Origin of the sequence: Janthinobacterium sp. PSPC3-1 (assembly GCF_049896105.1) — a bacterium.
Lineage (GTDB): Bacteria > Pseudomonadota > Gammaproteobacteria > Burkholderiales > Burkholderiaceae_D > Janthinobacterium.
The window spans coordinates 77740-103162 of sequence record NZ_JAFCTQ010000018.1; the positions used below are offsets into that span (position 1 = coordinate 77740).

At 67.1% G+C, this 25423-nt stretch carries 21 protein-coding genes; 11 read left to right on the forward strand and 10 right to left on the reverse strand.

Annotated elements, in window-relative coordinates; translation table 11 throughout:
• Window positions 1-94: 94 nt before the first annotated feature.
• Genes ACP7B7_RS18795 through ACP7B7_RS18815 form a run of 5 tightly spaced genes read right to left on the reverse strand, consistent with a single transcriptional unit; the run spans window position 95 to window position 7474 of the window.
• Window positions 95-1300 (reverse strand): hypothetical protein, encoded by a 1206-nt coding sequence (locus tag ACP7B7_RS18795; RefSeq protein ID WP_426077664.1) that lies wholly within the window; start codon window positions 1298-1300, stop codon window positions 95-97.
• Window positions 1301-1302: 2 nt separating this feature from the next.
• Window positions 1303-2832 carry an MBOAT family O-acyltransferase gene (locus ACP7B7_RS18800; RefSeq protein ID WP_426077665.1) on the reverse strand — a complete coding sequence of 510 codons (1530 nt, stop codon included), beginning with the start codon at window positions 2830-2832 and terminating at the stop codon, window positions 1303-1305.
• Window positions 2822-3910 carry a glycosyltransferase family 4 protein gene (locus ACP7B7_RS18805; protein WP_426077666.1) on the reverse strand — a complete coding sequence of 363 codons (1089 nt, stop codon included), beginning with the start codon at window positions 3908-3910 and terminating at the stop codon, window positions 2822-2824. Before ACP7B7_RS18805 ends, ACP7B7_RS18800 begins: the two co-directional genes overlap by 11 nt.
• Window positions 3911-3919: 9 nt before the next feature.
• Window positions 3920-5395: an oligosaccharide flippase family protein gene (locus tag ACP7B7_RS18810; RefSeq protein WP_426077667.1), complete on the reverse strand. Its 1476-nt coding sequence runs from the start codon at window positions 5393-5395 to the stop codon at window positions 3920-3922.
• Window positions 5396-5407: 12 nt separating this feature from the next.
• Window positions 5408-7474: a glycosyltransferase gene (locus ACP7B7_RS18815; protein WP_426077668.1), complete on the reverse strand. Its 2067-nt coding sequence runs from the start codon at window positions 7472-7474 to the stop codon at window positions 5408-5410.
• Window positions 7475-7617: 143 nt separating this feature from the next.
• Between ACP7B7_RS18815 and ACP7B7_RS18820 the strand changes: the two genes are divergently transcribed.
• Window positions 7618-8919, forward strand: a complete 1302-nt coding sequence (locus tag ACP7B7_RS18820; protein WP_308921079.1) for a putative O-glycosylation ligase, exosortase A system-associated — start codon at window positions 7618-7620, stop codon at window positions 8917-8919.
• Window positions 8916-9851, forward strand: a complete 936-nt coding sequence (locus tag ACP7B7_RS18825) for a polysaccharide deacetylase family protein (protein ID WP_426077669.1) — start codon at window positions 8916-8918, stop codon at window positions 9849-9851. Before ACP7B7_RS18820 ends, ACP7B7_RS18825 begins: the two co-directional genes overlap by 4 nt.
• Here the strand turns inward: ACP7B7_RS18825 and ACP7B7_RS18830 are convergent.
• The 3 genes from ACP7B7_RS18830 to ACP7B7_RS18840 are packed head-to-tail and all read right to left on the reverse strand — an operon-like array spanning window position 9769 to window position 14503.
• Window positions 9769-11652: an asparagine synthetase B family protein gene (locus tag ACP7B7_RS18830; RefSeq protein ID WP_308921077.1), complete on the reverse strand. Its 1884-nt coding sequence runs from the start codon at window positions 11650-11652 to the stop codon at window positions 9769-9771. The two genes, ACP7B7_RS18825 and ACP7B7_RS18830, sit on opposite strands and share 83 nt — an antisense overlap.
• Window positions 11649-12887: a pyridoxal-dependent decarboxylase, exosortase A system-associated gene (locus ACP7B7_RS18835; protein ID WP_308921076.1), complete on the reverse strand. Its 1239-nt coding sequence runs from the start codon at window positions 12885-12887 to the stop codon at window positions 11649-11651. Before ACP7B7_RS18835 ends, ACP7B7_RS18830 begins: the two co-directional genes overlap by 4 nt.
• Window positions 12884-14503, reverse strand: coding sequence for an acyl-CoA ligase (AMP-forming), exosortase A system-associated (locus ACP7B7_RS18840; protein WP_426077670.1), 1620 nt, complete (start codon window positions 14501-14503; stop codon window positions 12884-12886). The genes ACP7B7_RS18835 and ACP7B7_RS18840 overlap by 4 nt, the downstream gene beginning before the upstream one ends.
• Before the next feature lie 193 nt (window positions 14504-14696).
• Here ACP7B7_RS18840 and ACP7B7_RS18845 point away from each other — a divergent pair, with 193 nt between their 5' ends.
• The 6 genes from ACP7B7_RS18845 to ACP7B7_RS18870 are packed head-to-tail and all read left to right on the forward strand — an operon-like array spanning window position 14697 to window position 19315.
• Window positions 14697-15434, forward strand: coding sequence for a hypothetical protein (locus tag ACP7B7_RS18845; protein WP_426077671.1), 738 nt, complete (start codon window positions 14697-14699; stop codon window positions 15432-15434).
• Window positions 15421-15678 carry an acyl carrier protein gene (locus ACP7B7_RS18850; RefSeq protein WP_308921073.1) on the forward strand — a complete coding sequence of 86 codons (258 nt, stop codon included), beginning with the start codon at window positions 15421-15423 and terminating at the stop codon, window positions 15676-15678. Before ACP7B7_RS18845 ends, ACP7B7_RS18850 begins: the two co-directional genes overlap by 14 nt.
• On the forward strand, window positions 15678-16535 hold the full coding sequence (locus tag ACP7B7_RS18855; protein ID WP_426077672.1) for a hydrolase 2, exosortase A system-associated: 858 nt from the start codon (window positions 15678-15680) through the stop codon (window positions 16533-16535). The genes ACP7B7_RS18850 and ACP7B7_RS18855 overlap by 1 nt, the downstream gene beginning before the upstream one ends.
• The gene (locus ACP7B7_RS18860; RefSeq protein ID WP_426077673.1) at window positions 16525-17397 is read left to right on the forward strand and encodes a hydrolase 1, exosortase A system-associated; all 873 of its coding nucleotides are present in this window, start codon (window positions 16525-16527) and stop codon (window positions 17395-17397) included. The genes ACP7B7_RS18855 and ACP7B7_RS18860 overlap by 11 nt, the downstream gene beginning before the upstream one ends.
• A complete protein-coding gene (locus ACP7B7_RS18865; RefSeq protein ID WP_426077674.1) occupies window positions 17391-18668 on the forward strand; it encodes a glycosyltransferase in 1278 nt (425 codons plus the stop codon). Before ACP7B7_RS18860 ends, ACP7B7_RS18865 begins: the two co-directional genes overlap by 7 nt.
• Entirely contained in the window at window positions 18665-19315 is a 651-nt protein-coding gene (locus ACP7B7_RS18870; RefSeq protein ID WP_426077676.1) for an ABC transporter permease, read from the forward strand. The genes ACP7B7_RS18865 and ACP7B7_RS18870 overlap by 4 nt, the downstream gene beginning before the upstream one ends.
• Here ACP7B7_RS18870 and ACP7B7_RS18875 read toward each other — a convergent pair.
• Together ACP7B7_RS18875 and purT are read right to left on the reverse strand one after the other, a co-directional pair.
• The gene (locus tag ACP7B7_RS18875) at window positions 19302-20039 is read right to left on the reverse strand and encodes a hypothetical protein (RefSeq protein WP_426077677.1); all 738 of its coding nucleotides are present in this window, start codon (window positions 20037-20039) and stop codon (window positions 19302-19304) included. The genes ACP7B7_RS18870 and ACP7B7_RS18875 overlap by 14 nt on opposite strands.
• Window positions 20036-21259: a formate-dependent phosphoribosylglycinamide formyltransferase gene (purT, locus tag ACP7B7_RS18880; RefSeq protein WP_426077678.1), complete on the reverse strand. Its 1224-nt coding sequence runs from the start codon at window positions 21257-21259 to the stop codon at window positions 20036-20038. Before purT ends, ACP7B7_RS18875 begins: the two co-directional genes overlap by 4 nt.
• 165 nt (window positions 21260-21424) lie before the next feature.
• On the opposite strand from purT, the gene ACP7B7_RS18885 reads away from it, so the two are divergent.
• The 3 genes from ACP7B7_RS18885 (at window position 21425) to ACP7B7_RS18895 (ending at window position 25413) form a co-directional block, all read left to right on the forward strand.
• Window positions 21425-21931, forward strand: a complete 507-nt coding sequence (locus ACP7B7_RS18885; RefSeq protein ID WP_426077679.1) for a sigma-70 family RNA polymerase sigma factor — start codon at window positions 21425-21427, stop codon at window positions 21929-21931.
• Entirely contained in the window at window positions 21931-22890 is a 960-nt protein-coding gene (locus ACP7B7_RS18890) for a FecR domain-containing protein (RefSeq protein ID WP_426077680.1), read from the forward strand. Before ACP7B7_RS18885 ends, ACP7B7_RS18890 begins: the two co-directional genes overlap by 1 nt.
• A 66-nt stretch (window positions 22891-22956) precedes the next feature.
• A complete protein-coding gene (locus ACP7B7_RS18895; protein ID WP_426077681.1) occupies window positions 22957-25413 on the forward strand; it encodes a TonB-dependent siderophore receptor in 2457 nt (818 codons plus the stop codon).
• Window positions 25414-25423: the final 10 nt, after the last annotated feature.

Consider the following 25423-nt stretch of genomic DNA (forward strand, 5'->3'; position numbering starts at 1 on the left):
CTGGAAAAGTAGTGAGGCCGATGGCAAAAACGCCATCATAGCGTACGCTTCCTCTGCCCTGGAAAACGATTGCAAAGAAATTATTGTAAAAAGATCACTGCCGTACCCGCGGCAAGGTGATCAGCTTGCGCACGAAGGCGGTTTCCTGCGGATGGTCCTGGTGGAAGCGGTCACGCGCGGCGCGCATGGCGGCCTGGTGCGCGGCCAGGTTGTCGCTGCGCAATTCGATGCCGAAGTCGTCGGGCACGGTGCCGCCATCGCCACCGAACAGGCGCGACAATATCATGCGGCCCACATTGTCGCGGTAGTGCGATGCTTCCCAGTAATAGCGCATTTCGCGCCTGCCGCCAAATTGCGGTATGGCTTCGCTGGTAATGCTGTTAAAGCCTGAAAAGTCGACCAAGCGCAGGTCGCAGCCCTGGGCCCGGTGGCGTTCGGCCAGCCTGGTGATATCGCCTTGCCACTGCTCCATGGCCGGCCACTTGCCGCGCCAGTACAGCACGTCCATCGTCATCGCATGGGTGGGATTGACATACAGGCGCAAGCGCGTGCCGTCGCGGCACAGCTTGCCGACCGTGGCGTCGAACGCTTGCAGCGCGTCTGGCGTGGGGCCGGCGCCGTCGCCGAATTCCTGCAGGCGCGGCACCATGGCCGGCGCCGTGCCGCCCCAGCCCTTGATGCGATCGCTGAAGCAGCGGTGGTCGCGCTGACCATGCAGGGCCAGGCTGGACAGGCACACGCTGCCGAAATTGCCTTGCAGCAGGCGCAAGCTGTCTTGCGTCATGTCGACCGTCAGGCCGCGCTTGACGTTGAGCAGGGCGCGCCGCGCGAAAAAGGCGGGTCCCTCGTCCGTCAGGCCCGGCTCGATGCCGGCCGAGCCCTGCTCCATCGAAAACGAGGGCGCATCGATGCCCCACACCATGGTGTCGACATGGCTGACCCGTGCCGCGTGCCGGGCCAGCAGCATGGCGTCGCCGATCGACGCGCCCGAGACGGCGCTGTTGAAGACGGTCTTGCCGTCGAACAGCGCGCGCACGCCGGCCGGCAAGCCCATTTCCGTGCGCGAATTGCCGATATACACGACGGCCGGCCGGTAGCGCGCCACGGCATAGGTCTTGCCCCACACGCTGAGCTTTTCGCGCGTCGGCTGCAGCCGCTGCAGCAGCGGGCTGTCCCATTGGTGCAGCAGATAGGGGTCGACCTGATAATTCACAATGGAAACGAGCAACAGCGCGCCGGCGGCACAGCCGCAGAACAGGCCGACATAGCGGCGTGAAGACAGGGTATCCGAAGTATCCATGGTCAGAATTGAAAGTAGAGAAATTCGGTGACGCGGTTCATGCCGAAGATGCAGGCGACAAACAGCGCCGCAAACCCCAGGCTCCAGCGGCGCGTGGGCCGCCAGTGCCAGGCCCGGCGGCCCAACTGTCCGTCTTGAAATACTTTTTCAATACATGGCTCGTAATAAACAAATATTTCCTGCGTATTTGGCGCCTTGAAAGCCAGCAGCATGGCCAACAGCAACACCGGCAGGCCCGGCCCTTCCAGCTGTATCCAGCGAATACCGTCAAAGGCCGGCTGCCAGCCCCAGTGCGCCAGCGGCGAGGCAACCGTTTCCAGGCCGCGCGGCAGGCTGACGCCATTCGCGCCGAACAGGGCGCCGGCGATGTCCCAGGCGGTGGCCACGTCGGGCGCGCGAAAGAAGATCCAGGCCAGCATCACGGCAAAAAACGTCAGCAGCGGCGGCCACCACCGGCTGGCCGACACGCCGAACCGTTGCTGCCAGGCTTGCTGCACCACCAGGTACAGCCCGTGCAGGCCACCCCAGATAACAAAGGTCCAGCCGGCGCCATGCCACAAGCCGCCGAGCAGCATGGTCAGCATCAGGTTGCGATAGCGCATGGCCTGCCCGCGCCGGCTGCCGCCCAGCGCGATATACAGGTAGTCGCGCAGGAAGCGAGACAAGGTCATGTGCCAGCGGCGCCAGAACTCGGCGATATTGACAGCTTGATAGGGCGAGTTGAAATTGAGCGGCAGCTTGACGCCGAACAGGCGCGACAGGCCGATCGCCATGTCCGAATAGCCTGAAAAATCAAAATACAGCTGGAAGGTATACGCCAGCACGCCGATCCACGCTTCCAGCAGGGTCGGCTGAGCGCCGGCCGCAAACACGGGGATTGCCAGTGGTGACAGGTTGTCGGCAATCAGCACTTTCTTGGCCAGTCCGACCACGAAAATCGACAGGCCGATGGCAAAGTGACTGGCATGCGGGCGCGTATTGGCCGCATCGGCGAATTGCGGCATCATTTCGCGGTGATGCAGCACCGGCCCGGCAATCAGGTGTGGAAAATAGCTGACGAACAGCACATAGTGGATAAAGCGGTACTCGCGCACCTCGCCCCGGTAGCAATCGACGAGGAAGGAGATCTGGGTAAAGGTAAAGAAAGAGATGCCGATCGGCAGGATGATATCGAGCGGCGGCAGGCCATCAGCGCCAGCGGCGTGCGCCAGGCTATTGACGCTGTCGACAAAAAAATTGGCGTATTTATACCAGGCCAGCAAGCACAGATTGGCCGCCAGCGCCACCACCAGCGTGCGCTTCCTGGCCGGCCCCGTGCAAGCGCCGATCAAGCGCCCGCCCAGGTAGTTGACGGTGATCGAGCCCAGCAGCAGCGGCAGATAGCGCACATCCCAGTAGCCGTAGAAAAACAGCGAAGCGGCAGCCAGCCAGGCGGCGGGCAACAGCGGCCGACCCGACCTTCCCAGCAAAAAATAGCCTGCCAGCACGATGGGCAGGTAAAAAAACAGGAAGCCGAAGGAATTAAACAGCATGGTGCCTCCTGGCCGGCTGGCTGGCGTCATGCAACTGGACATGACCGTGATAGCAGTCGGCGATCTGCGCCGCCACCCTGTCCCAGCTGAACTGGCTGACCAGCGCCTGCACCCTGGCGCGCTCCGGTTGCTCGGCCACCAGCTGTTCGATGACCAGGCGCTGGGCGGCGCCATCGTCCCAGCGCACCTTGCGCAGCGCAAACGTGGAATCGGGCAGCTCAAGCGCGCTTTGCGCCGTCATCACCACCGGCGTGCCGGCCGCCAGCGCTTCGAGCACGCACAAAGGCAGCACTTCGCCCTGGCTGGGCAAGGCTACCACGGCGGCCGCATGGTAGGCGCTGGCCAGCAGCGGATCGGCGTGCTCCAGGCTGCCCAGCCAGCTGACGTGCGGCAAGGCCAGCAGTTGCTGCAGATACGGCAATTCGTGGCGCGGCGCGGCGCCGATCAGCACCACCGGCAGCGCACTGCCGGCCAGCGCCAGCGCCAGGCCCAGCTGGTTTTTATACGAAGAGATGCTGGCCACCATCAGCACGAAGGGGCCGGCGATGCCCGTCTCTCGCCGGAACAGGTCGCCATTGGCTGTAAAAAAATGCGGATTGACGCCATTCGGAAACACGCGGATTTTCTCCGGAACGACGCCGAATCCCTGCGTGATGGCATCGCGCTCGGCCTCGCCCAAGGCAATCACCAGGCTGGCCAGTTGCAGCGCGCGCTTGGTCTGGGCGTAGCTGGTTTGCACCATCCAGTCCGTCAAACGGCCGGCCAGCCGGTCCGCCAGCTCGGCGCGGCGGGCGGTGGCGCGGTTCCAGCCCGGCGACAGCAGCGGCGACAACACCACCGGCAGGCCCAGCTCGCTTGCCATTTCGACGATGCGAAAATTGCCATTGATTGCGGAAAACACATGGATCAGATCGTAATCGGCCAGCCGGTCGTGATTGGCATCGACCAGCCGCACCTGCAATGGCCGCCCGGCGCACGGTGCCAGGCGGTTCAGGGCGGCAACGGTTTCCCGCACCTGTATCTGCAGGCCGCCGTCGCGCTGGAACAGCATGGGATAAGACAGGATGCCAACTCGCATGGTATTCCTTCAAGGCGGTGTCCTGGCCGCCAGCAGCTTGCCGGCCAGCTTGCGCTGCAGCAGCAAAAATTCGGCAGCGAGTTCATGTTTCAACAGAAAAATGCCGGCGATCCAGCACAGCAGGCTGGCCAGACCGGTTGCCAGCAGCGCCAGCAAGGGCATGGCGTGCGGCAGGTCATCGGGCAGCCACAGCGCCACCAGCAGCGGCGCTGGCGCGGTGCAGCCACACAGCAGCAGGCTTTTGCTGACCGTGCGCAGCAGCAAGCGCCAATCGAGATTGCAGGCCGCGCGCAGCGAACGGTAGCTGAGCGCGCTTCGCAACAGCAGCGCCAGCACCACCGCCCAGGCCAACGCCACCAGGCCGAACGGCGCCGCCGCCAGCACCAGCGCCACCTTCAGCACGCCGGACCAGGCGTCGATACCGACTTGCATCCGCATCTTGCCGGTTGCCACCAGCAGGTAGCGTGCCATGCTGAACATGCTATACACGGCCGATGACAGACACATGATGCGTATCAAGGGCACACAGGCGATCCACTGCTGTCCGTACAGCAATTTGACCAAGGGCAAAGCCATGCATGCAAGAAAGAAGAAAAACGGCCAGCTCAAGGCCGTCATATAGCTGACCGTGCGCAGATAGGCCGGCCCCGCCCCGCCCTGCCCGCCCGCGCGCTCGTTGGCGGCGAACAGGGGAAACACCACCGGCGAGATGGCGCTGGTAATGAGCTGGTTGAACATATTGAGCACGCTTTGCGCCTTGCCGAACAGGGCCAGGCTTTCGATATCGATCAGCTTGCCGATAATCAGGTCCGGCGCCGCCACGCTGGCTTCATCGATCAGTCCGCCTCCGGTCGAATACGCGCCAAACGCCGCCACTGTGCGCATGCCTTGCCGGCCCGGCAGCCACGGCAGTTCACGCGGGCGCAGCAGCAGGCTCGCCAGCAGGGAGGCCAGGCTGCCGGCCAGCGCCGCCCACACCAGGCTCATGTAGCTGTAGCCCAGCAGCGCCAGGCCGACCGCCACCAGCAGATTCGTCACGCTGTTGGCCGCATTGATGGCATAGATGGCGCGAAAGCGCAGCTGCCGGCGCAAGATGGGCATGGTCAGCGCACTGAACGGGATCAGGACAAAATTAATGGACAGCAATTGCAGCACCAGCCGCAGCCGTGGTTCCTGGTAAAAACCGGCGAGTGGCCCGCTGGCGGCCAGCACCAGCAGCGCCAGCAGCCAGGCGACGAGCAGGCTGGTGGCCAGCGCCGCGCGCAGCTTGACCATGTCGAGCTGCTTTTCCTGGATCAGGTATTGGCCGACGCCAAAGTCGCGCACCACCTGGGCCAGCGCCACCAGCACCGCGCCCAGCGAATACACGCCCACTTCGGCCGGCGTCAGCAGGCGCGACAAGATCATGGTGGCGACCATGCCCAGCAGCAGCACCGTGTATTTTTCGGCAAAGGAAAACAGCAGCGAATGGCGGGTGGCGTTCATCCGGGGCGCCGGTCAGACCAGGCCGGCATAGAACTGGCGCAATTGCCGTTCCAGGCGCGGCATCGAATAGCGCTCTTCGGCTTCGCGGCGGGCCGCCAGCGCCATTTGCGCGCGCCGGGGCGCGTCCCGCAGCAGGCTGGCCACCGCCTCGCAGGCTGCCAGCTCGTCGGCCAGCGGCAGCAGCAGGCCACCGGCACAATCGTGCAGGATATCGTGGGTGCCGGGCACATCCGTTCCCACGGCCGGCACGCCGCAGGCCATCGCCTCGATGGTGGCGATGCCAAAGCCTTCGTTGCGGCTGAGCAGCAGATGCAGGTCGAAGGCCGGCATCAGCAGCTCGATGCGGGCCTGGTAGCCGGTAAAGATCACTTGCCCATCGGCCCCGGCCGCCTGCACCTGCAGCCGCAGCACCGCTTCCAGCGGGCCGGTGCCGGCCAGCACCAGATAAAGATGGGGAAAGCGTGGCCGCAGGCGCAGAAACATGGCCAGCAGCGCCTCGGGCCGTTTTTGCGGCGACAGCCTGGCCACCGAACCGAGCACCAGTGCGTCCTGCGGCAGGCCCAGCTGTTCTCGCGCCAGCCGCCGCCGCTCGCCTGACATGGTAAACAGATCGGTATCGACGCCGTTCGGTATCACGGCCAGGCGCGTGCCAGGCGCCAGCATGTCGCGGTACAGGTCCATGAAATGTTGCAAGGCCGATGGCGAGACGGCATACACGCCCTTGACGCACTGCATGGCCGTGGCCAGCAGCGGCCGCTGCCAGGCGCTGAACGGCTCCAGCGGAAACGCATTGTGCACGCTGACCACGGCCGGCAGCCGGCAGCGGCTGGCCTGCCACAGAATCGAGGCGCCATAGGCGGTCCAGCAAAACGCCACATGGACCAGGTCGGCCCGGTAGCGCCGCAGCCGCCAGGCGCCCGTCAGCCGCGCGCGCAGCAAATTGAGCCTGCGCCATGGCCAGTGCTCGATGAACAGCGGCGGCTGGTACACGCTGATGCGCACCTGCTGGCCCCGCAAGCCTTGCGCCCACCGGTCGAAGCCGGCAAAACGCCGCAGCGCCAGCAGGCTGTGATAGCCGGCGCCGTCGAGCATGCGCGCCTCCTGCGCCATGCGCAGCTCCATGCCGCCCAACTCGCCCGAGTAACTGGTGATCAGGATGCGCGCGGGGCGTCGCACCCTGTTTTGCCACGCCTCCTGGCAATAGCCGGCGATATTGGCCAGCTCCCAGCGCCGCACGAACATGTCTTCACGGTCGCGCCGCAGCCAGGCGCCCAGCCATCCGATACTATCGCGCATGAAACGCCCCAGCATCCAGCGCGGCACGGTGCTGTCTGTTTGCTGGCGGAAGCGCCCCCGTCCATGCAGCCAGGCCCGGCGCAGCACCCACGGCACCGCCACCTGATGGGCGCGAATGATATGGGCCACACATGCTTGCGGGCAAAACCAGGCCAGGTGGCCCGCTTGCGCCAGGCGCAGGTTGAAATTGACTTCGCCGCCCATGGCATAGCTGGCGCCATTCGGGCCGATACTGTCGTCAAAACGCAGGCCGTCGGCAAAGATGCGCCGCCGCACCGCCATGTTTGCGCCCCACACCAGCCCCGGATAAATGGGGCCGTCCGGCAAGCCGGGTTCGGTCAGGCCCCAGGTCAGGCCCGCTGGCGTGCGAGCGTGCAGCCATGGCGCGGGAGGGAGACGCCAGGCGGGCACGATGGCGCCGCCAAACAGCGCATGGCCGGGCTGGCGCGCGGCGCATTGCTGCAGTCGCCGCAGCCAGTCCACCTGGGGAATCGCATCGTCGTCGGTGAACACCAGCAAATCCTGGCCGTCACCGCTCTGGCGCAAGACCAGTTCCAGCGCGGCGTTCAATGCCGCATTCTTGCCGCGCCGCGCCACGTGCAAAGTGCTCAGCGGCAAGCGCCCCTGGAAAGCGGCGATCACCTCGGCGGTCGCGTCGCTGCTGCCATTGTCGGCAATCACCAGGCGCCAGCCGCCGGCGGGCCTGGCCAGCGCCGTGTACGCCCGCAGTACTTCAGGCAAGGTGGCGGCGCCGTTGTAGGTCGCCATCAGTACGGTCAACAAGCGCGCGTCTCCTGTGTTTGGGGGAAGGCAAGGTTACCGAGCAGTGTACTGAGCGAATTTCCCCAGCCGTTGACAGGGGTCAATGCCAGGCGCCTGCGATGCGATAACACTAGGCGACACCGCCAGCCAGGAACCCTCTCTCCATGCGCGACATACTGATTACCCTTATCGTGTTCGGCTCGCTCCCCTTCATCGTCAAGGTGCCCGCCACTGGCGCCCTGATGTGGGTCTGGGTCAGCGTGATGAACCCGCATACGCAAGGCTGGGGCTTTGCCACCCAGCTGCCGTTCGCCATGATCATCGCCGTCGTCACCATGTTCGGCATGTTGCTGTCGCGCACGCCCAAGGGCCTGCCGATGACGCCCGTCAGCGTATTGCTGCTGCTGTTCGTGCTGTGGATGAACGTGACGACCCCGTTTGCGCTGCTGCCGGGGCCATCCTGGGTGCAGTGGAACAAGGTCATGAAGATCATGCTGATGAGCTTTGTGGTGATGATGCTGATACGCACCCGCACCGATATCATCCGGCTGGTGTGGGTACTGGTCGGCTCGATCGGCTTTTATGGCGTCAAGGGCGGCATCTTCACCATCCGCAGCGGCGGCACGGAACGGGTCTGGGGGCCGGAAGCGACTTTTATCGGCGACAACAATGCGCTGGCCCTGGCGCTGATCATCACGATACCGTTGATGTATTACCTGCAGCAAAATAGCGATAAGCGCTGGGTACGCCATGGACTGACGGCCGCGATGGTGCTGAGCGCCCTGGCCGCGCTGGGCTCGTATTCGCGCGGCGGCCTGCTGGCGATCGCCGCCATGTGTCTGTTCATGTGGATCAAGAGCGGCAAGAAAGTGGCGCTGGGCGCGCTGCTGTGCTTGCTGGGGCCGCTGCTGCTCGCTTTCATGCCCGAGCGCTGGGCCGAGCGCATGGATACCATCAATACCTTCCAGGAAGACAGTTCGGCCCAGGGCCGCCTGAATGCCTGGCAGATGGCGTACAACCTGGCACGCGACCGTTTCCTGGGCGGCGGCTTCGAAGTGTCCGATGCGGGCATCTTTGCCCGCTATGCGCCCGATCCGCAGGCCGTGCACGCGGCGCACAGCATTTATTTCCAGGCCCTCGGCGAACATGGCTTCGTCGGCCTGGCGCTCTACCTGGCGCTGGGCTGCGCCACCTGGCGCACGGCGGCCGCCATTATCCGGCAGTCGCGCGGCAAGGCCGAGCTGGCCTGGGCGCTGGGCCTGGCCACCATGTGCCAGGCCAGCATGGTGGGTTTTGCCGTCGGCGGCGCTTTCCTCAGCCTGCTGTATTTCGACATGCCCTATTATTTGATGGCGGTGCTGATCGCCACCCGCATCCTGGTCGAGCAGCACGTGAAAGCGCAGCGTTTGGTGCCGCTGCGCAAGGGGCCGGCAGCGGCCGAGTCCGGCATGGCGGGCCAGCCATGAGCGGGACCGAGCTGTCGATCCTGATCTACCACCGGGTGCTGGCCCGGCCCGACCCGCTGTTCCCCGGCGAAGTCGACCGCGCCCTGTTCGAGCGCCAGTTGCGCCTGCTCAAGCGCTTTTATACGGTGCTGCCCTTGCCTGTGGCCGTGCAGCGCCTGCAGGACGGCAGCCTGCCGCCTCGCGCGGCCTGCATTACCTTCGACGATGGCTATGCCGACAATGCCGAACACGCGCTGCCCCTGCTGCGGCAATACGGCTTGCACGCCACTTTTTTTATCTCCACCGGCTATTTGAATGGCGGGCAGATGTGGAACGACCGCGTGATCGACGCCGTGCGCCAGGCGCCGGGCGCCTCCCTGGATTTGCGCGACCTGGGGCTGGACTGCCTGCCACTGGCCAGCCTGGCCCAGCGCCGCGCCGCCATCGAGCATGTGCTGGCGCACCTGAAATACCTGCCGTTCGAACAGCGCCAGCGCCTGGCCGTCGAACTGCGCCGGCGCGCGGGGGGGGCCACGCGCACCATGGCCCCTGCGATGCTGACTACTGCCCAGCTGCAGTGGCTGCACACGGCCGGCATGGGCATCGGCGCGCATACGGTCAGCCACCCCATCCTGGCCGCCATGTCCGACCGCGCGGCGCGCAACGATATCGCCAACGGCAAGCGCGAGCTGGAACAGCTGCTGCAAGCGCCCATGACCCTGTTTGCCTATCCGAACGGCAAGGCCGGCCGCGATTACGGGCCGGCCCATGTCGAGATCGTCAAGAGCCTGGGCTTTACCGCCGCGCTGGCCACCGACTGGGGCGTGGCGCGGCCGGGCGCCGGGCTGGATCTGTTCCAGCTGCCCCGTTTTACGCCGTGGGATCGAGGACGCCTGGCATTTTTATGGCGGCTGCGCCAGAACCGGCGGCAAAGCCCAGTGCATGCGCGCTGAGCCATTGTTCCAGCATCATCAGTATCCACACCATGGTGCCGTGATACGCGGGATGCTCCAGCAGCAGGCGGCCTTGGAGATCGTCGATAAAGCCGGGCCGCACGATGCCCCGCAGGCGCAGCTGGGCCAGGTTGTCGAAAGCAAACTCACGCAGCGGTGCATGGCTTTGCAGCCACAAACCGAACGGCAGGCCAAAACCGTGCTTTTTCTTGCGCAAGATGGCCCGGGGCAAAATATCGGCCAGCGCCTGCTTGAAAAACGGCCGCAGCCGCATGCCCCTGAGCTTGTCGCCGGGCGGCAGGCTGGCGGCAAACGCCACCATCGCGTCGTGCAGGAAGGGAAACGCCGCCTCCACGCCGGCCAGTTCGCAAGCCTTGCGCACCTTGGGCAAGTCGTTGTCGGCCAGGGTGAAGCGCATGTCGAGAGCCAGCAAGGCATTGATCTGGCTCAGCTGGCGTTCCGGCCGCTGCAAATATGCGCTGTTCAGCTGATCGAGCGCCATGCCGGGAACGATGGTTTCCAGGAAAGCATCTTCCAGCACCGTGCGATGGCCATAGCGCTGCAGCAAGTTATAACTTTCCAGCCGGGCCGGCAGCGCCATGGTGGCTTGCTCGATATAGCTGCGCGCCTTGTCCCCCAGCCGCGATGGCCGCGTCAACCCTGCACGGAACAGCAGCGGTTCGATGATGCCTTGGCGCAGCATGGCCGGCAGGCGTTCATAGCTGGACAGCAAGGCCTGGCGCGCATAGCGCTCGTTGCCGCCAAACAATTCGTCACCGCCATCGCCGCCCAGCATGCGCGTCATGCCGTCGTCGCGCGCCATTTTCGCGCAATAGTAGGCGGGGATCGCCGAGGCATTGCCGAAGGGCTGGTCGAACCCGGCCGCCATGGCGGGGATCGCGGCCAGCACGTCGGCCGCCGTCACATAATATTCATGGTGTACGCAGCCGGCGTGGCTGGCGGCCAGGCGCGCATACGCCATTTCGTCGTAGCCGGGCGCGTCAAAGCCTATCGAATAGGCGCGCGCGCCCGATCCCGTCACCTGCCGCACGATGGCGGCGATGGTGGAACTGTCGGTGCCGCCGCTGAGAAAAGCGCCGGTGGTGGCCGCCACATCGCCCAGGCTGCTTTCCACCGCCAGGCGCAAAATGCGCAAAAAAGCCTGCTGGCGGCTGGCAAAGGTGGCCATGGTTTTTTCCTGGAAGGCCAGCGACCAGTAACTTCCCTTGCACTGTTTTCCCGCGCGCACATGCAGGTATTCTCCCGGCAGCAAGCGCTGCCAGCCCAGCCACGGCGTTTCCGGCGCGGGCACCATATGGAAAAACAGATAGTGATACAGGGCCTGCGGGTCGAGCGCGCCGCGCACTGCCGGATGGGCCAACATCGCGTCGTTCGAGGAGGCAAAGAACACGCCCTGCGCATTGCTCACATGGCTGAGCGGATAACTGCCGGCGCGATCCACGGCCAGCAGCAACTGGCCGGAAAAACCATCGACGACGGCCAGCGCAAATTCGCCGGACAAGGCCGCGCAGGCGGCCGCGCCGCGCGCCAGCCAGACAGGCGCCAGCCGCTGCGCCACATTCAAGGCGGAATCATCGAGCATGGGGTGGCCCCAGAGGGCGATCAGCAAGCCATCCTGCTGATACAGATGGCTGGCACCGTCGCCGGCCGCCACGGCCACCGTGCCTTTCTCGCCCGTACGCCACTGCAATGGCGCCTGGTCCAGGCGCGACAGCGGTGCCGCCATGGCGCTGATCGCCGAGACATCCCCGTCCCCCAGCCAACCGCACAGGCCGCTCATACGAGCACCTCGGCCGGCAAGGGATGGCCGAGAAACGCGGTCGGGCTAGCCGTCAGGCCATAGGCGCCCGACTGGAACACCACCACTAGGTCGCCCTCGGCCGCGCGCGCCATTTCCATCTGTTCGGCCAGCAAGTCCAGCGGCGTGCACAGCGGCCCGACCACGGACACCACTTCGCGCTCGCCGCCGTGCAGGCGGTTGCCGATCGCTACCGGATAATTCTTGCGGATCAGCTGGCCAAAATTGCCCGACGCGGCCAGGTGATGGTGCAAGCCGCCATCGGTGACGAGGAATATCTGGCCATGCGACAACTTGCGCTCGATCACCGCGCACACATAGATGCCGGCCTCGGCCACCAGATAGCGGCCCAGCTCGATATTCAGACGGGCGCCGGGCGCCGCCCTGGCCAGCTTGTCCAGTTGGCGCTGCAGGTTGTCGGCCAGCGGCGCCAGGTCCAGCGGCATGTCGCCCGGAAAGTACGGCACGCCGAAGCCGCCGCCGATATTGAGCACGCGCAAGGCGGACGGTGCGTCATGCGCCAATTGCAGCGCCAGCTCGACGCTGGCCGCCTGGGCTTCCGCCAGGGCCGGGGCCGACAGGTTTTGCGAGCCGGAAAACACGTGAAAGCCGTGGAAATCCAGTTGCAGCTGGCCTATGCGCGCCAGCAAGGTCGGCACCAGCGCCGCATCGACACCGAACGGCTGGGCGCCGCCGCCCATGCGCATGCCGGCGCGGCGCAGCGCGAAATCGGGGTTGACCCGCACGGCGACCCGCGCCGCCACGCCCAGCCGGTCGCTGGCCAGGGCCAGCTTTTCCAGCTCCGCGCGCGACTCGACATTGATCAGCACGCCGGCCGCCACGGCCCGCGCCAGCTCGCTTTCGCTTTTGCCGGGGCCGGCAAAGCTGATGGCACCTGGCGCCATGGTGGTGTCGAGCGCGGTGGCCAGTTCGCCGCCCGACGCCACGTCGATGCCGTCAACCAGCCCCGCCAGCCACTGCACCACGGCCGACATCGGATTGGCCTTCATCGCATAATGCAGGTGCACCCCTGGCGGCAGCGCGGCGCGCAAGCTTGCCACGCGGGCCGCGATCCGCGCGCGGTCGTAGGCGTAGAACGGCGTGCGCCCCACACGTTGCGCCAGCCGGGTCAGGGACAAGCCGCCAAACTGCAGCACATCATCGCGCGCCGCCAGTTGTTGCAGGGCCGCATGCACGGGCAGGCCGCGCGCGTTCATGGCCGCTCCCCGGCGTTGACGGGGATGGCGGCAAGCACCTCGGCAATCTCGCGCGCCAGCAGCGCCCGGTCGATCTTGCCGTTCGGATTGCGCGGCAAGGCCTCGCCGCGGATATCGATCCAGAGCGGCATCATGTAGGCAGGCAAATGCTTGCGGCAGGCCGACAGCAGCGCCTCGCGCCCCAGTTCCACGCCCGGCGCGGGGGTCACCAGCAGGGCGATGGCCGCACCCAGCAAGGGATGCGGCACACCGAGCGCGGCCGCCTCGCCCACCAGCCCGCTGGCATACGCCACTTCCTCGATCTCGGCCGGGCTGACCCGGTAGCCCGAGGTCTTGATCATCTCATCGTTGCGGCCGACGAAATACAGGAAACCATCGGCATCGCGGCGCACCGTGTCGCCCGACCAGACGGCCAGTTCGGGCAGCACCAGCCCATCGGCCTGGGGCGGCAGCGGCTTGAAGCGCTCGGCCGTGCGCGCCGCATCGTTCCAGTAGCCGAGCGCCACCAGCGCGCCACGGTGCACCAGTTCGCCCGGTTCCTCGTCGTCGCACACGCTGCCGTCGGCGCGCAGCACCAGCACTTCGGCATTCGGAATCGCCTTGCCGATCGAATCGGGGCGGCTGGCCAGCTGTTCCGGCGGAAGATAGGTGGAGCGGAACGCTTCCGTCAGCCCATACATCAGGAATATCTGCGTGCGCGGCAGCTGCGCGCGCAGCTTGTCGACGGTGCCCGGCTGCATCACGCCGCCCGAATTGGTGATATAGCGCAAGGGCGTCGACAAGGGCCAGCTCAGCTGCGACAGCTGTATCCACAGCGGCGGCACCGCCGCCAGGCCCGTGATCGCCTCCTGCTCCACCGCTTCGACAATGTCGCGCAGCAGCAGGTAATTGATCAGCACGGCGCAGGCACCGCTGGCAAACGCCGTGGTCAGCTGGCTCAGGCCATAGTCAAAGCTGAGCGGAAGCACGCACAGCAGCCGGTCCTGCGGCGTATTGCGCAAGTAGCTTGAGACGCTGACCGCGCCGGCCACCATATTGCGGTGCGACAGCACCACGCCCTTGGGCCGGCCGGTGCTGCCCGACGTATATAAAATCGCCGCCATGTCCTGATCGATCATGGCGTGCATGTCGCGGGACCTGGCCGGCAGATCGGCGCCCAGCTCCAGCACCGACGACCAGGACAGGATCTGCACGCCGCCCAGGGCGGTATCCGGGCCGCGCTCGCCGGTCACGATAATCGTACGCAAGCCGGGACAGCTGGCCAGCACCGGCGCCAGCTGGGCCAGCCGTTCGCGCGAGGTGACCAGCACGGACACGCCGCAGTCGCCCAGTATATAAGCGACCTGCTCGGGTTTCAGCAGCGGATTGACGGGCACGAACACGCCGCCGGCGGCCGCCGCGCCAAACATGGCGATCACGTTTTCCTGGCGTTTTTCCAGGTAGACGGCCACCCGCGCGGCGCGCCGCAAGCCCAGCTGCAGCAGCGCGCCGGCGCAGTCGCGCACGCTTTGCGCCAGCGCGCCATACGCCAGCGGCACGCCCTGGTAGCTCAAGGCCGGCGCGTCGGGCGCCTGGCGGGCCGTCTCGAAGATAAAGTCATGGATCAGTGTCGCCATCGTCTGCCCTTGTCTATGCGCGCATGATGCATTTCATGCATCCCCCTATGATTGGGACAAACGCCGGGGCAGTTCTTGATTTTTATCAACTAACAGGGCGCGGGGGCACAACTTGAGGCGGCGCAAGACTCATCAGCGCCGCTGCGCTCTAATGGACAACGTTGGCTGTCCAGCCGCCCCATCCTATTTCGCCATGGCCTGGTTCCTGAACCTCGTTCGCCATATCGCCGCCAGCCTGCGCCAGCTGGGCTGGATTGACGGCGCCTGGCATGCGTGCGCGCGCCTGCTGCAGGCGGTGCCCGGCGAACGCTGCGCGCTGCACCGCTATCAGTTCGTGGCACAGCCAGTGGCGCCCGATTCGCTGTGCCGGGGCCGTGGCAAGGCGATCGCCGTCACCCCCTGCCTGGCGGCAGACGCGCTGCCGCCCGGCCCCGCGCGGCCTTTGACGGTGCTGCGGGACCGCTACCGCCAGGGCGCGCAATGCCTGGTAGCGCGCGTCCACCAGGCAACTGATGCGGCGCCGTCCATGGCCGGCTGGCTGTGGCTGCTGCGCGGCGCCTGCCAGGAAGACGAGGTGCGCGCGCGCTATGTGCTGGCGCCCGAGCTGTCGTGGGACCTCGACGTCTGGGTGCATCCGGAGCAGCGCGGCGCACTGGTGTTCGCCCGCCTGTGGGAGGAAGCCAACGCCCGGCTGCACGCGCAAGGCGTGCGTTGGTCGTGCAGCCGTATCTCGCGCTTCAACCGCGGCTCGCTGGCGGCCCATGCGCGCCTGGGCGCCATCAGCCTGGGCACGGCCACTTTTGTCCGCTGCGGCCGCTGGCAATGGATGATCGCCAGCCTGCCGCCTTATCTGCATTTGTCGCGCCACCCCGCCAGTTTCCCCAGTTTCCGCTTTGATCATTTACCCTGGAGCCGCCATGCCGCCACTTGATACCATCACCGCCATCCTGCGCGCCGCGCTGGGACTGGGCACGCAACCGCTGGCGCACGATACGCCGCTGCTGGGCAGCTTGCCGGAACTCGATTCGATGGCCGTGATCGGCGTGATCGCCGCGCTGGAAGACCATTTCGGCTTCACCATCGAGGACGACGACATCCACGCCCGCCATTTCGCCACCGTCGGCACCTTGCAGGCGTTTGTCGACGCCAAGCTGGCGCAAGCGGATTTGCGCTGATGCTCAATGCCACCACCAGCCTGCTGCCGTTCTTCCTGCCGGCCTCCGGCGGCCAGCGCTACTGCCTGCTGCACCTGCCAGCGCCGGGCCGGCCTGCGCGTGGCGGCATCGTCTACATCCACCCGTTTGCCGAAGAACTCAACAAAAGCCGGCATGTGGCCGCGATGCAGGCGCGGGCCTTTGCCGCCGCCGGCTACAGCGTGCTGCAGCTCGACCTGTACGGCTGCGGCGACAGCAGCGGCGATTTCGGCGACGCGCGCTGGAGCATCTGGCGCAACGACCTGCACCTGGCCTGCGCCTGGCTGGCGCAACGGGTCGACGGCCCCTTGACCGTGTGGGGCTTGCGCCTGGGCGCCCTGCTGGCGCTGGAACTGGCCGCGCATCCGCCGGTGCCGCTGCAGCGGCTGCTGCTGTGGCAGCCGGAGCTGGACGGCCGGCGTGCCATCGATCGCTTCCTGCGCCTGCGCCTGGCCGGCCGCATGCTGGCGGGCCAGGCCGAAGCGCCCGGCCAGGCGCGCGCCGAACTGGCGGCCGGACGCGCCGTCGAAGTGGCCGGCTACCTGCTGGCGCCCGAACTGGCGCAGGCCATCGATGCGATGGCGGCCGGCAGTTTGCGCCCGCCGCTGCCCGTCTACTGGCTGGAATACCTGAGCGGCGACGCCCCGGTATTGCCGGCGCCCACCGCCAGGCTGGCCGAGCAATGGCGCGGTGCGGGCGTGGCGCTGCACATCGCCGGCTTTGCCGACGGTCCGTTCTGGAACAGCGCCGAATTGCTCGAGTGCCCACAATTGCTGGACGCTACCGCCAGTGTCTGCCACGACTGGCTCGACGAAGGAGATCCCCGGTATGCACGCTGAACTGTCCACCACGGACACCCTGGCAACCGTCCACCAACTGGCGCTGCGCTTTCGCTGCGCCGACGACGCCGATGCGCGCCTGGTCGGCATATTGACAATGCCGCCCGCGCCGGGCCCGCGCGGCGTATTGATCGTCACGGGCGGGCCGCAATACCGCGCCGGCAGCCACCGCCAGTTCGTTCTGCTGGCGCGCTTCCTGGCCGCGCGCGGCGTCGCCGTGCTGCGCTTCGACTATCGCGGCATGGGCGACAGCGAAGGGGCACCGCGCGACTACCGCCAGGTCGACGCCGACATCGCCGCCGCGCTGGCGCAGTTTTTCGCCGCCGTGCCGGCCCTGCGCGAAGTGGTGCTATGGGGCTTGTGCGACGGCGCCACGGCGGCCGCCTGCCACGCGCCGCGCGACCCGCGGATCAGCGGCCTGATACTGCTCAATCCCTGGGTGCGCAGCCCGGCAGGCCTGGCGCGCGCCACCTTGCGCCACTATTACTTGCCGCGCCTGCTGCAAGCGGACTTCTGGCGCAAGCTGGCCGGCGGCGGCGTGCAAATGAAAGACAGCCTGGCCTCGCTGCGCCAGGTGGCGGCCGACACCCACGACGACCGGCAGGAGGCGCAGGCGCCGGCAGCCCTGCTGTTCCAGGCGCTGGGCTGCTTTCGCGGCAAGGTGCTGCTGATCCTGAGCGGCGACGACCTGGGCGCGCGCGAATGGACCACCCTGCTGGCAAACAACCGCGCCTGGCGCGAACTGGGCCAGCGCCGCAACTGGCGCCAAGAGGAGGTGCCTGGCGCCAATCATACTTTTTCCAGCGCCGCCGCGCGCGCCCGGGTCGAACGCCTGTGCGCCGACTGGATCGCTTCATGCTGACCGTGCAGCCGGGCCCGCGCCGCGTGCTGATGGTGGCCTATCATTTTCCGCCGCTGCAAGGCGGCAGCGGCGTGCTGCGCACCCAGGGTTTCGCGCGCTACCTGCCCGAAGCGGGCTGGCAGCCGCTGATACTGAGCGCCAGCCCGCGCGCCTACGACCACACCAGCAGCGCCGCCACCAGCGACGGCCAGCTGACGGTGCGGCGCAGCGCGGCGCTCGATGCGGCGCGCCATCTGTCGCTGCGCGGGCGCTATCCCGCCTGCCTGGCCCTGCCCGACCGCTGGAGTTCCTGGTGGCTGAGCGCCGTGCCCGCCGGGCTGGCCATGATACGGCGCTACCGGCCCGACGCGATCTGGTCCACCTACCCGATCGCCACCGCCCACCTGATCGGCCTGACCCTGCACAAGCTCACGGGGTTGCCGTGGATCGCCGACCAGCGCGACCCGATGATCGACGACAGCGACCCGGCCGCGCCGTATCCCGCCAATGCCCGCCTGCACCGCCTGCATGGCTGGATCGAACAGCGCATCGCCGCCCGCAGCGCGGCCATCGTCTGCACCACGCCGGGCGCCCTCGCCAGCCACCGCCGGCGCCTGGCGCAAGTGGACGCCGAACGCTTTTGCCTGATCGAGAACGGCTACGACGAGGCCGGATTTGCAGACAGCGCCAGCCACGCGGCGGGCAGCCACCGCAGCCGCTTTCTGCTGCTGCACAGCGGCGTGATCTACCCGTCCGAGCGCGATCCGCAAGCGCTGTTCGCCGCCCTGGCCAAGCTGCGCCAGGGCGGCGTGCTGGCGGCGCACAATTTCCAGCTGCTGCTGCGCGCCACCGGCCACGACGCCTGGCTGGCCGGCCTGCTGGACAAATTCGGCATCGCCGACCTGGTCACCCTGGCGCCATTGCAGGCGCACCAGGAGGCGCTGCGCGAAATGCAGTCGGCCGACGGCTTGCTGCTGCTGCAGGCGGCCAACTGCAACGGCCAGATTCCCGCCAAGCTGTATGAATACCTGCGCTGCCGCCGTCCCGTGCTGGCCCTGACTGACCTGGCCGGCGACAGCGCGGCCAAGCTGCGCCTGTGCGGCATCGACACCATCGGCCAGCTGGCCTCGAGCGGCGATTGCGCGCGCGCGCTGCTGCGTTTCCTGGAACTGGCGCGCCAGGGCCGCGCGCCGCTGGCCAGCCAGGGCGCCATCCTGCTGCAGTCGCGGCAGGCGCGCAGCCATGCGCTGGCCGAACTGCTCGACCAGGTCACCCACCGGAGTCCACCATGAAAATCCTGCTGATGTTTTGCGCATGCCTGGCGTGCTGCGCCCCCGCCGCCGCGCAATCGGGCTGCCCGCCCTATGTAAAACACGATCCGGGCGGCGACTACACCAGCTCGGACGACCGGGCCGGCCTGGCGGTGGTCGAGCAATACCATTTTTCGCGCGATGTGGAAAGCCTGAAACAGGGCATGACGGGCAGCCTGGGTGGCGATATCAGCTACACCCTGGAGCACTTCCCCAACCATCACCGGGCACTGGCCGCGATGGCCAAGCTGGGCCAGCGCGACAAGCGCGTGCAGCCGGTGGGCGCGCGCTACACGGTCAGCTGCTATTTCGAGCGCGCGATCGCCTACGCGCCGCACGACACGACGGCGCGCATGGTGTTCGGTAACTACCTGCTGGCCACCAAACAGGACGCGGCGGCGCTGGAACAGCTGCAGGAAGCGGCGCGCCGGTCGCCCGAACACGCCACCCTGCAGTACAACCTGGGCCTGCTGTACGTCAAGCGCAAGGAGTACGCGCAGGCGCGCGAGCACGCGGCCAGGGCCTACGCCCTGGGTTTCCCCTTGCAGGGCCTGAAAAACCAGCTGAAGAAAGCCGGCCAGTGGCAGGAGCCGCCGGCCGCGGCCAGGGAAACCGCTACGGCAGAATGACGGGCGGACGGTCAGCCACGCTGAGGCGCCCGGTCGGCGAGGCGGCCAGGGCGCTGGCCAGCGCCGCGCGCGCGCCGGCGCGGTTTTCGGCCTCGCCGATATCGGCCAGTTCCGCCGGCTGCAGCACGGTGGCCGTCAACATCATCACCGGGCCATACGGCGTATCGAAGAAAGCGGGAATGGTCGGCGCCGTGGCGTCGATCAGCACGCCCACCTGTTCATTCTCGTCTTCCAGGCCATCGGGCGGCGCTTGCAGGTCCAGCGCCATCGACACGCTGCCATGGCGCTCGACCAGCAAGTCGATCGAACCGTGATCGGCCACGTTCTGGCTCAATTGATACACCAGGTCGAACAGCCAGGAGCCGGCGATATCGTCGCCCTCGATACTGGACAGGGGCGCCTCGACGCACACCTCCACCAGGTAGCCGCGCGGCTCGAAAATATCGTCGTCATCCTCGAACGGGTCGCTGAGGCCATCGCTGGCGATAATAATGGAACCGGGCCGGCGGATCACGCGCCAGGCCTGGCGCAGCGACGGCCAGCGCGGCCCGCCCATGAACGACGGGTTCACCAGCGGCGCCAGCACATCGCCGTCGATGGCGCCCAGGCTGGCATAAAAGGCGTCGCGCGCGGCGCAGGCGGTGGCCAGCATCTGCGCGCCGGCCTCCTTGCCGACCACCGCGTGCTCCGACGGTGCTACATGGGGGAGCTCTTCTTCGCTCATTTTTTCTCCACGGGTTGGACTTTCGAGGCGGCCAGCACGGCGCGCTGGCGCGCGGTATCGATATCGTCGGCGGTGGCCAGCGCCACGCCCATGCGGCGGCGCGCAAACGATTCGGGCTTGCCGAACAAACGCAAGTCCGATCCCGGCACGCTCAAGGCATCGGCGACGCCTTCGAAGGCGATGCCCTTCGCTTCCAGCTGGCCATAGATCACGGCCGACGCACCCGGCGAGCGCAGCGCCACGTTGACGGGCAAGCCCAGGATGGCTTTCGCGTGCAGTTCGAATTCGCTTTGCACCTGGCTGGCCATGGTCACCATGCCGGTGTCGTGCGGCCGCGGGCTCACTTCCGAGAACCACACCATATCGTCCTTGACGAACAGCTCGACGCCGAACAGGCCCAGCCCGCCCAGGTCATCGGTCACCTTGCGCGCGATCTCGCGCGAACGTTCAAGCGCCAGCGGCGCCATGCGCGCCGGCTGCCACGATTCCACATAGTCGCCCTGCACCTGCAGGTGGCCGATCGGCTCGCAAAACTGCGTCTCGACCTGGCCGGAAGCACCGATGGCGCGCACCGTCAGCAGGGTAATCTCGTAGTCGAAATCGATAAAGCCTTCGACGATCACCCGGCCCGTGTCGACCCGGCTGCCGCTGGCCGCATACGCCCAGGCGGTTTCCACCTCTGCCGCGCTGTCCAGCTTTGACTGGCCCTTGCCCGACGACGACATGACCGGTTTCACCACGCAGGGAAAACCGATTTCCTGGCAGGCCAGCTGCAATTCCTGCAAGCTGCTGGCGAAGCGGTACGGTGACGTTGCCACGCCAAGGTCTTCGGCCGCCAGGCGGCGGATGCCTTCACGGTTCATCGTCAGCTGGGCCGCGCGCGCGGTCGGAATGCAGGTGATCTGGCCGGCCGCTTCCAGCGCCGCCAGCGTATCGGTGGCGATCGCCTCGATTTCGGGCACGATCAGGTCCGGCTTTTCCAGATCGATCAGGGCCGCCAGCGCCACGCCGTCGCTCATGTCGATCACGTGCGAGCGGTGCGCCACCGGATGGCCGGGCGCGTTCGGATAACGGTCGACCGCGATCACCTCCACCCCCAGGCGCTGCAGGGCAATGATCACTTCCTTGCCCAGTTCGCCGGAACCGAGCAGCATGACCTTGATGGCGGTGGAAGATAAAGGCGTACCGAAAGTGCGGGGCGTGCTGAAGGTGTTGGACATGGGTAATGGCGTGGGGCGTAGGGAAAGATGGCTGGAACTATAACAAATGCCGGCGCTCTTGGACAGCGCGCTTCCTGCCGTGCGGCGCACCGGCGGCACTTGCCAGCTCCCGCCGCCAATGCAATAATTGAGAATCATTCTCAATTATTGCACTCCTGACCCGCCATGCCCCCTGCCGCGCCGCCCGATCTGTCCGTCCTGTACAGCGCCCATCACGGCTGGCTGCAGGGCTGGCTGCGGCACAAGCTGGGCAGCGGTGCCGACGCGGCCGATGTCGCGCAGGACACTTTCATGCGCCTGCTGCAGCGCCGCGACCGTCCGCCAGCGGCGCTGCGCACCCCGCGCGCCTACCTGACGCGCATCGCGCAAGGCCTGGTGATCGATCATTACCGGCGCCGCGACGTGGAACAAGCCTACCTGCAGGCGCTGGCCTTTCATCCGGAACAGGTGGCGCCGTCGCCCGAAGCGCGCCTGCTGATCATCGAAACGCTGCTGCGGCTGGACACGGCGCTCGACGCCCTCAAGCCGCGCGCGCGCCAGGCATTTTTGCTGGCCCAGCTCGACGGCCTGGCCGGACCGGCCATCGCCGCCCGGCTCGATGTGTCGCTGGCCACCGTGGAGCGCGACCTGGCCAGCGCCTGGCGCGCCTGCTACCGCGTGTATTTTTCCTGATGCGGCAGGTCTCGCCGCAAGATCCGGACGATCCGGTCGAGCAAGCCATCGCCTGGGCCGTGCGGCTGCAACTGCATGGCCCGCTGCCAGCCACCTTGCAAGCGCTGCGGCAATGGCGTGACGCCGATGCCCGCCATGAAACAGCGTGGCAGCGCATCGCCGCCATGCAAGGCCAGCTCTCCGGCCTGCCACCGGACGCAAGCCGCGCCACCCTGGACGCCAGCCTGGCGCGCCGGCGTCAGCGCCGCCAGTCGCTCAAGCTGGTAGCCGCCTTCGGCGTGACCGGCACGGGCGCCTGGCTGGTGCTCGACAGCCGCGCCGACTACCGCACCGGCACCGGCCAGCGCCTGGCCGTCACGCTGCCCGATGGCAGCCTGCTCAATCTCAATGCCGGCACCGCCGTCAACGTGCGATACGATGGCGCGCGCCGCCTGCTGACGCTGCTGCGCGGCGAAATCGCCGTCACCACCGGCATCGATCCGCTGCGCCGCCCATTTCGGGTCGATACGGACACGGCCCGCATGCAGGCACTGGGCACGCGCTTTACCGTCCGCCGCCTTGAGGACGGCGCAGTGCCGCTGACGCGCCTGACCGTGCAGCAGGATGCCGTGCAGATGCAGGCGACGGCCGCCAGCGCTGAACCAGTGCTGGCGCGGGCGGGCGACGCGCTGCTGACCGATGGCATGCGCATCTGGCGCGACCAGGACCGGCACGACGATCCGGCCGCCTGGCTGGACGGTGTGATCGTGGCGCGCGAGATGCCGCTGGGACGGCTGGTGGCGGAACTGGCGCGCCACCGCCACGGCCTGCTGCAGTGCGACGCCGACATCGCGCAGCTGCCAATTTCCGGCGTATTCCAGCTCGGCGATCCGGAACGGGCCTTGCGCGTGCTGCTGCAAACGCAGGCCATCGTCGCCGTCTACCGCACGCGTTTCTGGGTCACCTTGAAAAAAGCGTAAAAAAGTTGAGGGGATCTGGCCGGCCCGCACGGCAACCAGTCAGATACCACTCACCTTGAAAGCGCCATGATCTCTTCTTCGATAAAACACCTTCCCTGCCGTTCCACCCTGGCCAGCGCCGTCGCCGCCGCCCTGTTGCTGCTGGCGGCGCCCGCCATGGCCCAGCAGGGCGCCTCGCCCGGCGCCGGCGCCGTCTACTCCTTGCAGATCGCCGCCGGCCCGCTCGACGCGGCGCTGGAACAGCTGGCCCGCAAGGCCGGCCTGACATTGACCTACCAGGCCGGCGAGCTGCGCGGCTTGCACAGCGCCGGCCTGGCCGGCAGCCACGACGCCGAAACGGCGCTGCGCCTGCTGCTGGCCGGCAGCGGCCTGACGGCGGTACGCCTGGGGCCCGCCGACTTCGCCCTGCGCGCACTGCCCAGGACCAGCGACGCGACCCAGGGCGGCGAACAGAGCCTGGCCGAGATCACCGTCACGGCCGGCAACGCGCCGGTGCCGGAAACGGAAAACAGCGGCGCCTATGCGGCGGCGCTGGCCGGCACCGCCACCCGTTTCGTGCTGTCGCCGCGCGAAACGCCACAGTCGCTGACCGTCATCACGCGCCAGCAGATGGACGACCAGGGCATCGCCACCCTGGCCGACGTGCTGCAGCAGACGCCGGGCGTGACCGTCTCGCACGACGACTCCGAGCGCTACAACTACTATGCGCGCGGCTTCAGCCTGAACAGTTTCCAGTATGACGGCGTGCCCACCTTCGATTTTGGCACCAACTCGAACGGCCTGGGCATCCGCGACATGGCGATCTATGACCGGGTGGAAGTGGTGCGCGGCGCGAATGGCCTGATGAGCGGCGCCGGCAGCCCGGCCGGCGCCGTCAACCTGGTGCGCAAGAAGCCCACGCGCCAGTTCCAGGCCTACGCACAAGCCAGCGTGGGCAGCGAAGACCGCTACCGGGCCGAGGCTGACCTGTCCGGCCCGCTCAATGCCGACGGCTCGCTGCGCGCGCGGCTGGTGGCGGCCTACCAGGATCATGGCTCGCATATCGATTATTACCGCCAGAACAAGACTGTGGCCTACGGCGTGGTCGAGGCGGATCTGTCGCCACGCACAAAGGTGCTGGCCGGGCTCGACTACCAGAAGATCGGCTCGCAAGGCTCCTCGTTCGGCCAGAATCCGCTGTTCTACAGCGACGGCAGCCGCACCCGCTTTGCCCGCTCCTTCAATCCGGCCGCGCGCTGGACCGACGCGGGCAGCAGCAGCACGCGCGTGTTTGCCGCCGCGGAACACCTGTTCGACAACGGCTGGCAGCTGCGGGCCGAAGCGAGTCACTGGAAGGGAGATACGGACCAGCTGCAAGCCAATATCATCAGCTGGGGCCCCTATCCCGACCAGGCGACGGGCCTGGCCACATTGCAGCGCGGCGCCAAGACCTATGTCATCGACAGCAATTCGCTCGATGCCTATGCGACGGGGCCGTTCCAGTGGCTGGGGCGCCAGCATGAACTGGTGTTCGGCATCAATGCCAGCCACCGCGATTCCAACTACATCGCTTATGGCGGCGGCAATGTGGAGATCGACTATCGCCGCTGGAACAATACCGTGCCGCAGCCTGCGGCCATGCAGGTCAGCCTGACGCAGCAATATGCATTCAAGGAATACGCCGCCTATGGCGCGGCTCGCTTCAAGCCGACCGACGGCCTGTCGCTGATCGTCGGCAGCCGCCTCAATTCGTACGAACGCACGGGCGACCTGGTGTATGGCTGGGGCGGCACGGGACGCGATGACGCAAAGGAGAGGCACCAGCTGGTGCCGTATGCGGGCGCCGTCTACGACCTGAACGCCACCTATTCAGCCTACCTCAGCTACGCCAGCATTTTCGATCCGCAATCGGTCAGCGACGCCAACGCGCGGGCGCTGCCGCCCACCACCGGCGCCTCGTGGGAGAGCGGCATCAAGGGCGAGTTTTTCGACCGCAAGCTCAACGCCAGCGTGGCCGTGTTCCAGATCCGGCAGGATAATCTGGCCGATTACGTGGGCACGGATGCCAACGAGCGCGAAGTGTACCGCGCCATCGACGGCACCACCACGCGCGGCATCGAAGCCGAGGTAACGGGCCAGCTGCGGCCGGGCTGGCAGATCATGGCCGGCGCCACCTGGAGCCGCCCGCGCGACAAGGACGGCCGGCGCATCGACACCACCCGCCCGGAACGCAGCGCCAAGCTGGCCACCACTTACCGCCTGCCCGGCGCCTGGCGGCAACTGACGGTCGGCGCCAACCTGAACTGGCAGGGCCGCACCTGGTACAGCACCACCCTGACGGGCGACGTGCCGGCGCGCGCCGATGAAGGCAGCTTCGCCGTGGCCGGCCTGATGGCGCGCTACGTGGTCAACAGCAAGCTCAGCGCGGTGCTGAACATCAACAATGTGTTCGACAAGACGTATTACAGCGGCTATGGCCTGTATGGCAGCGGCTATTATGGCGACCCGCGCAACGCACAATTAACGCTGCGCGCCAGTTTTTAACAGGGCACGC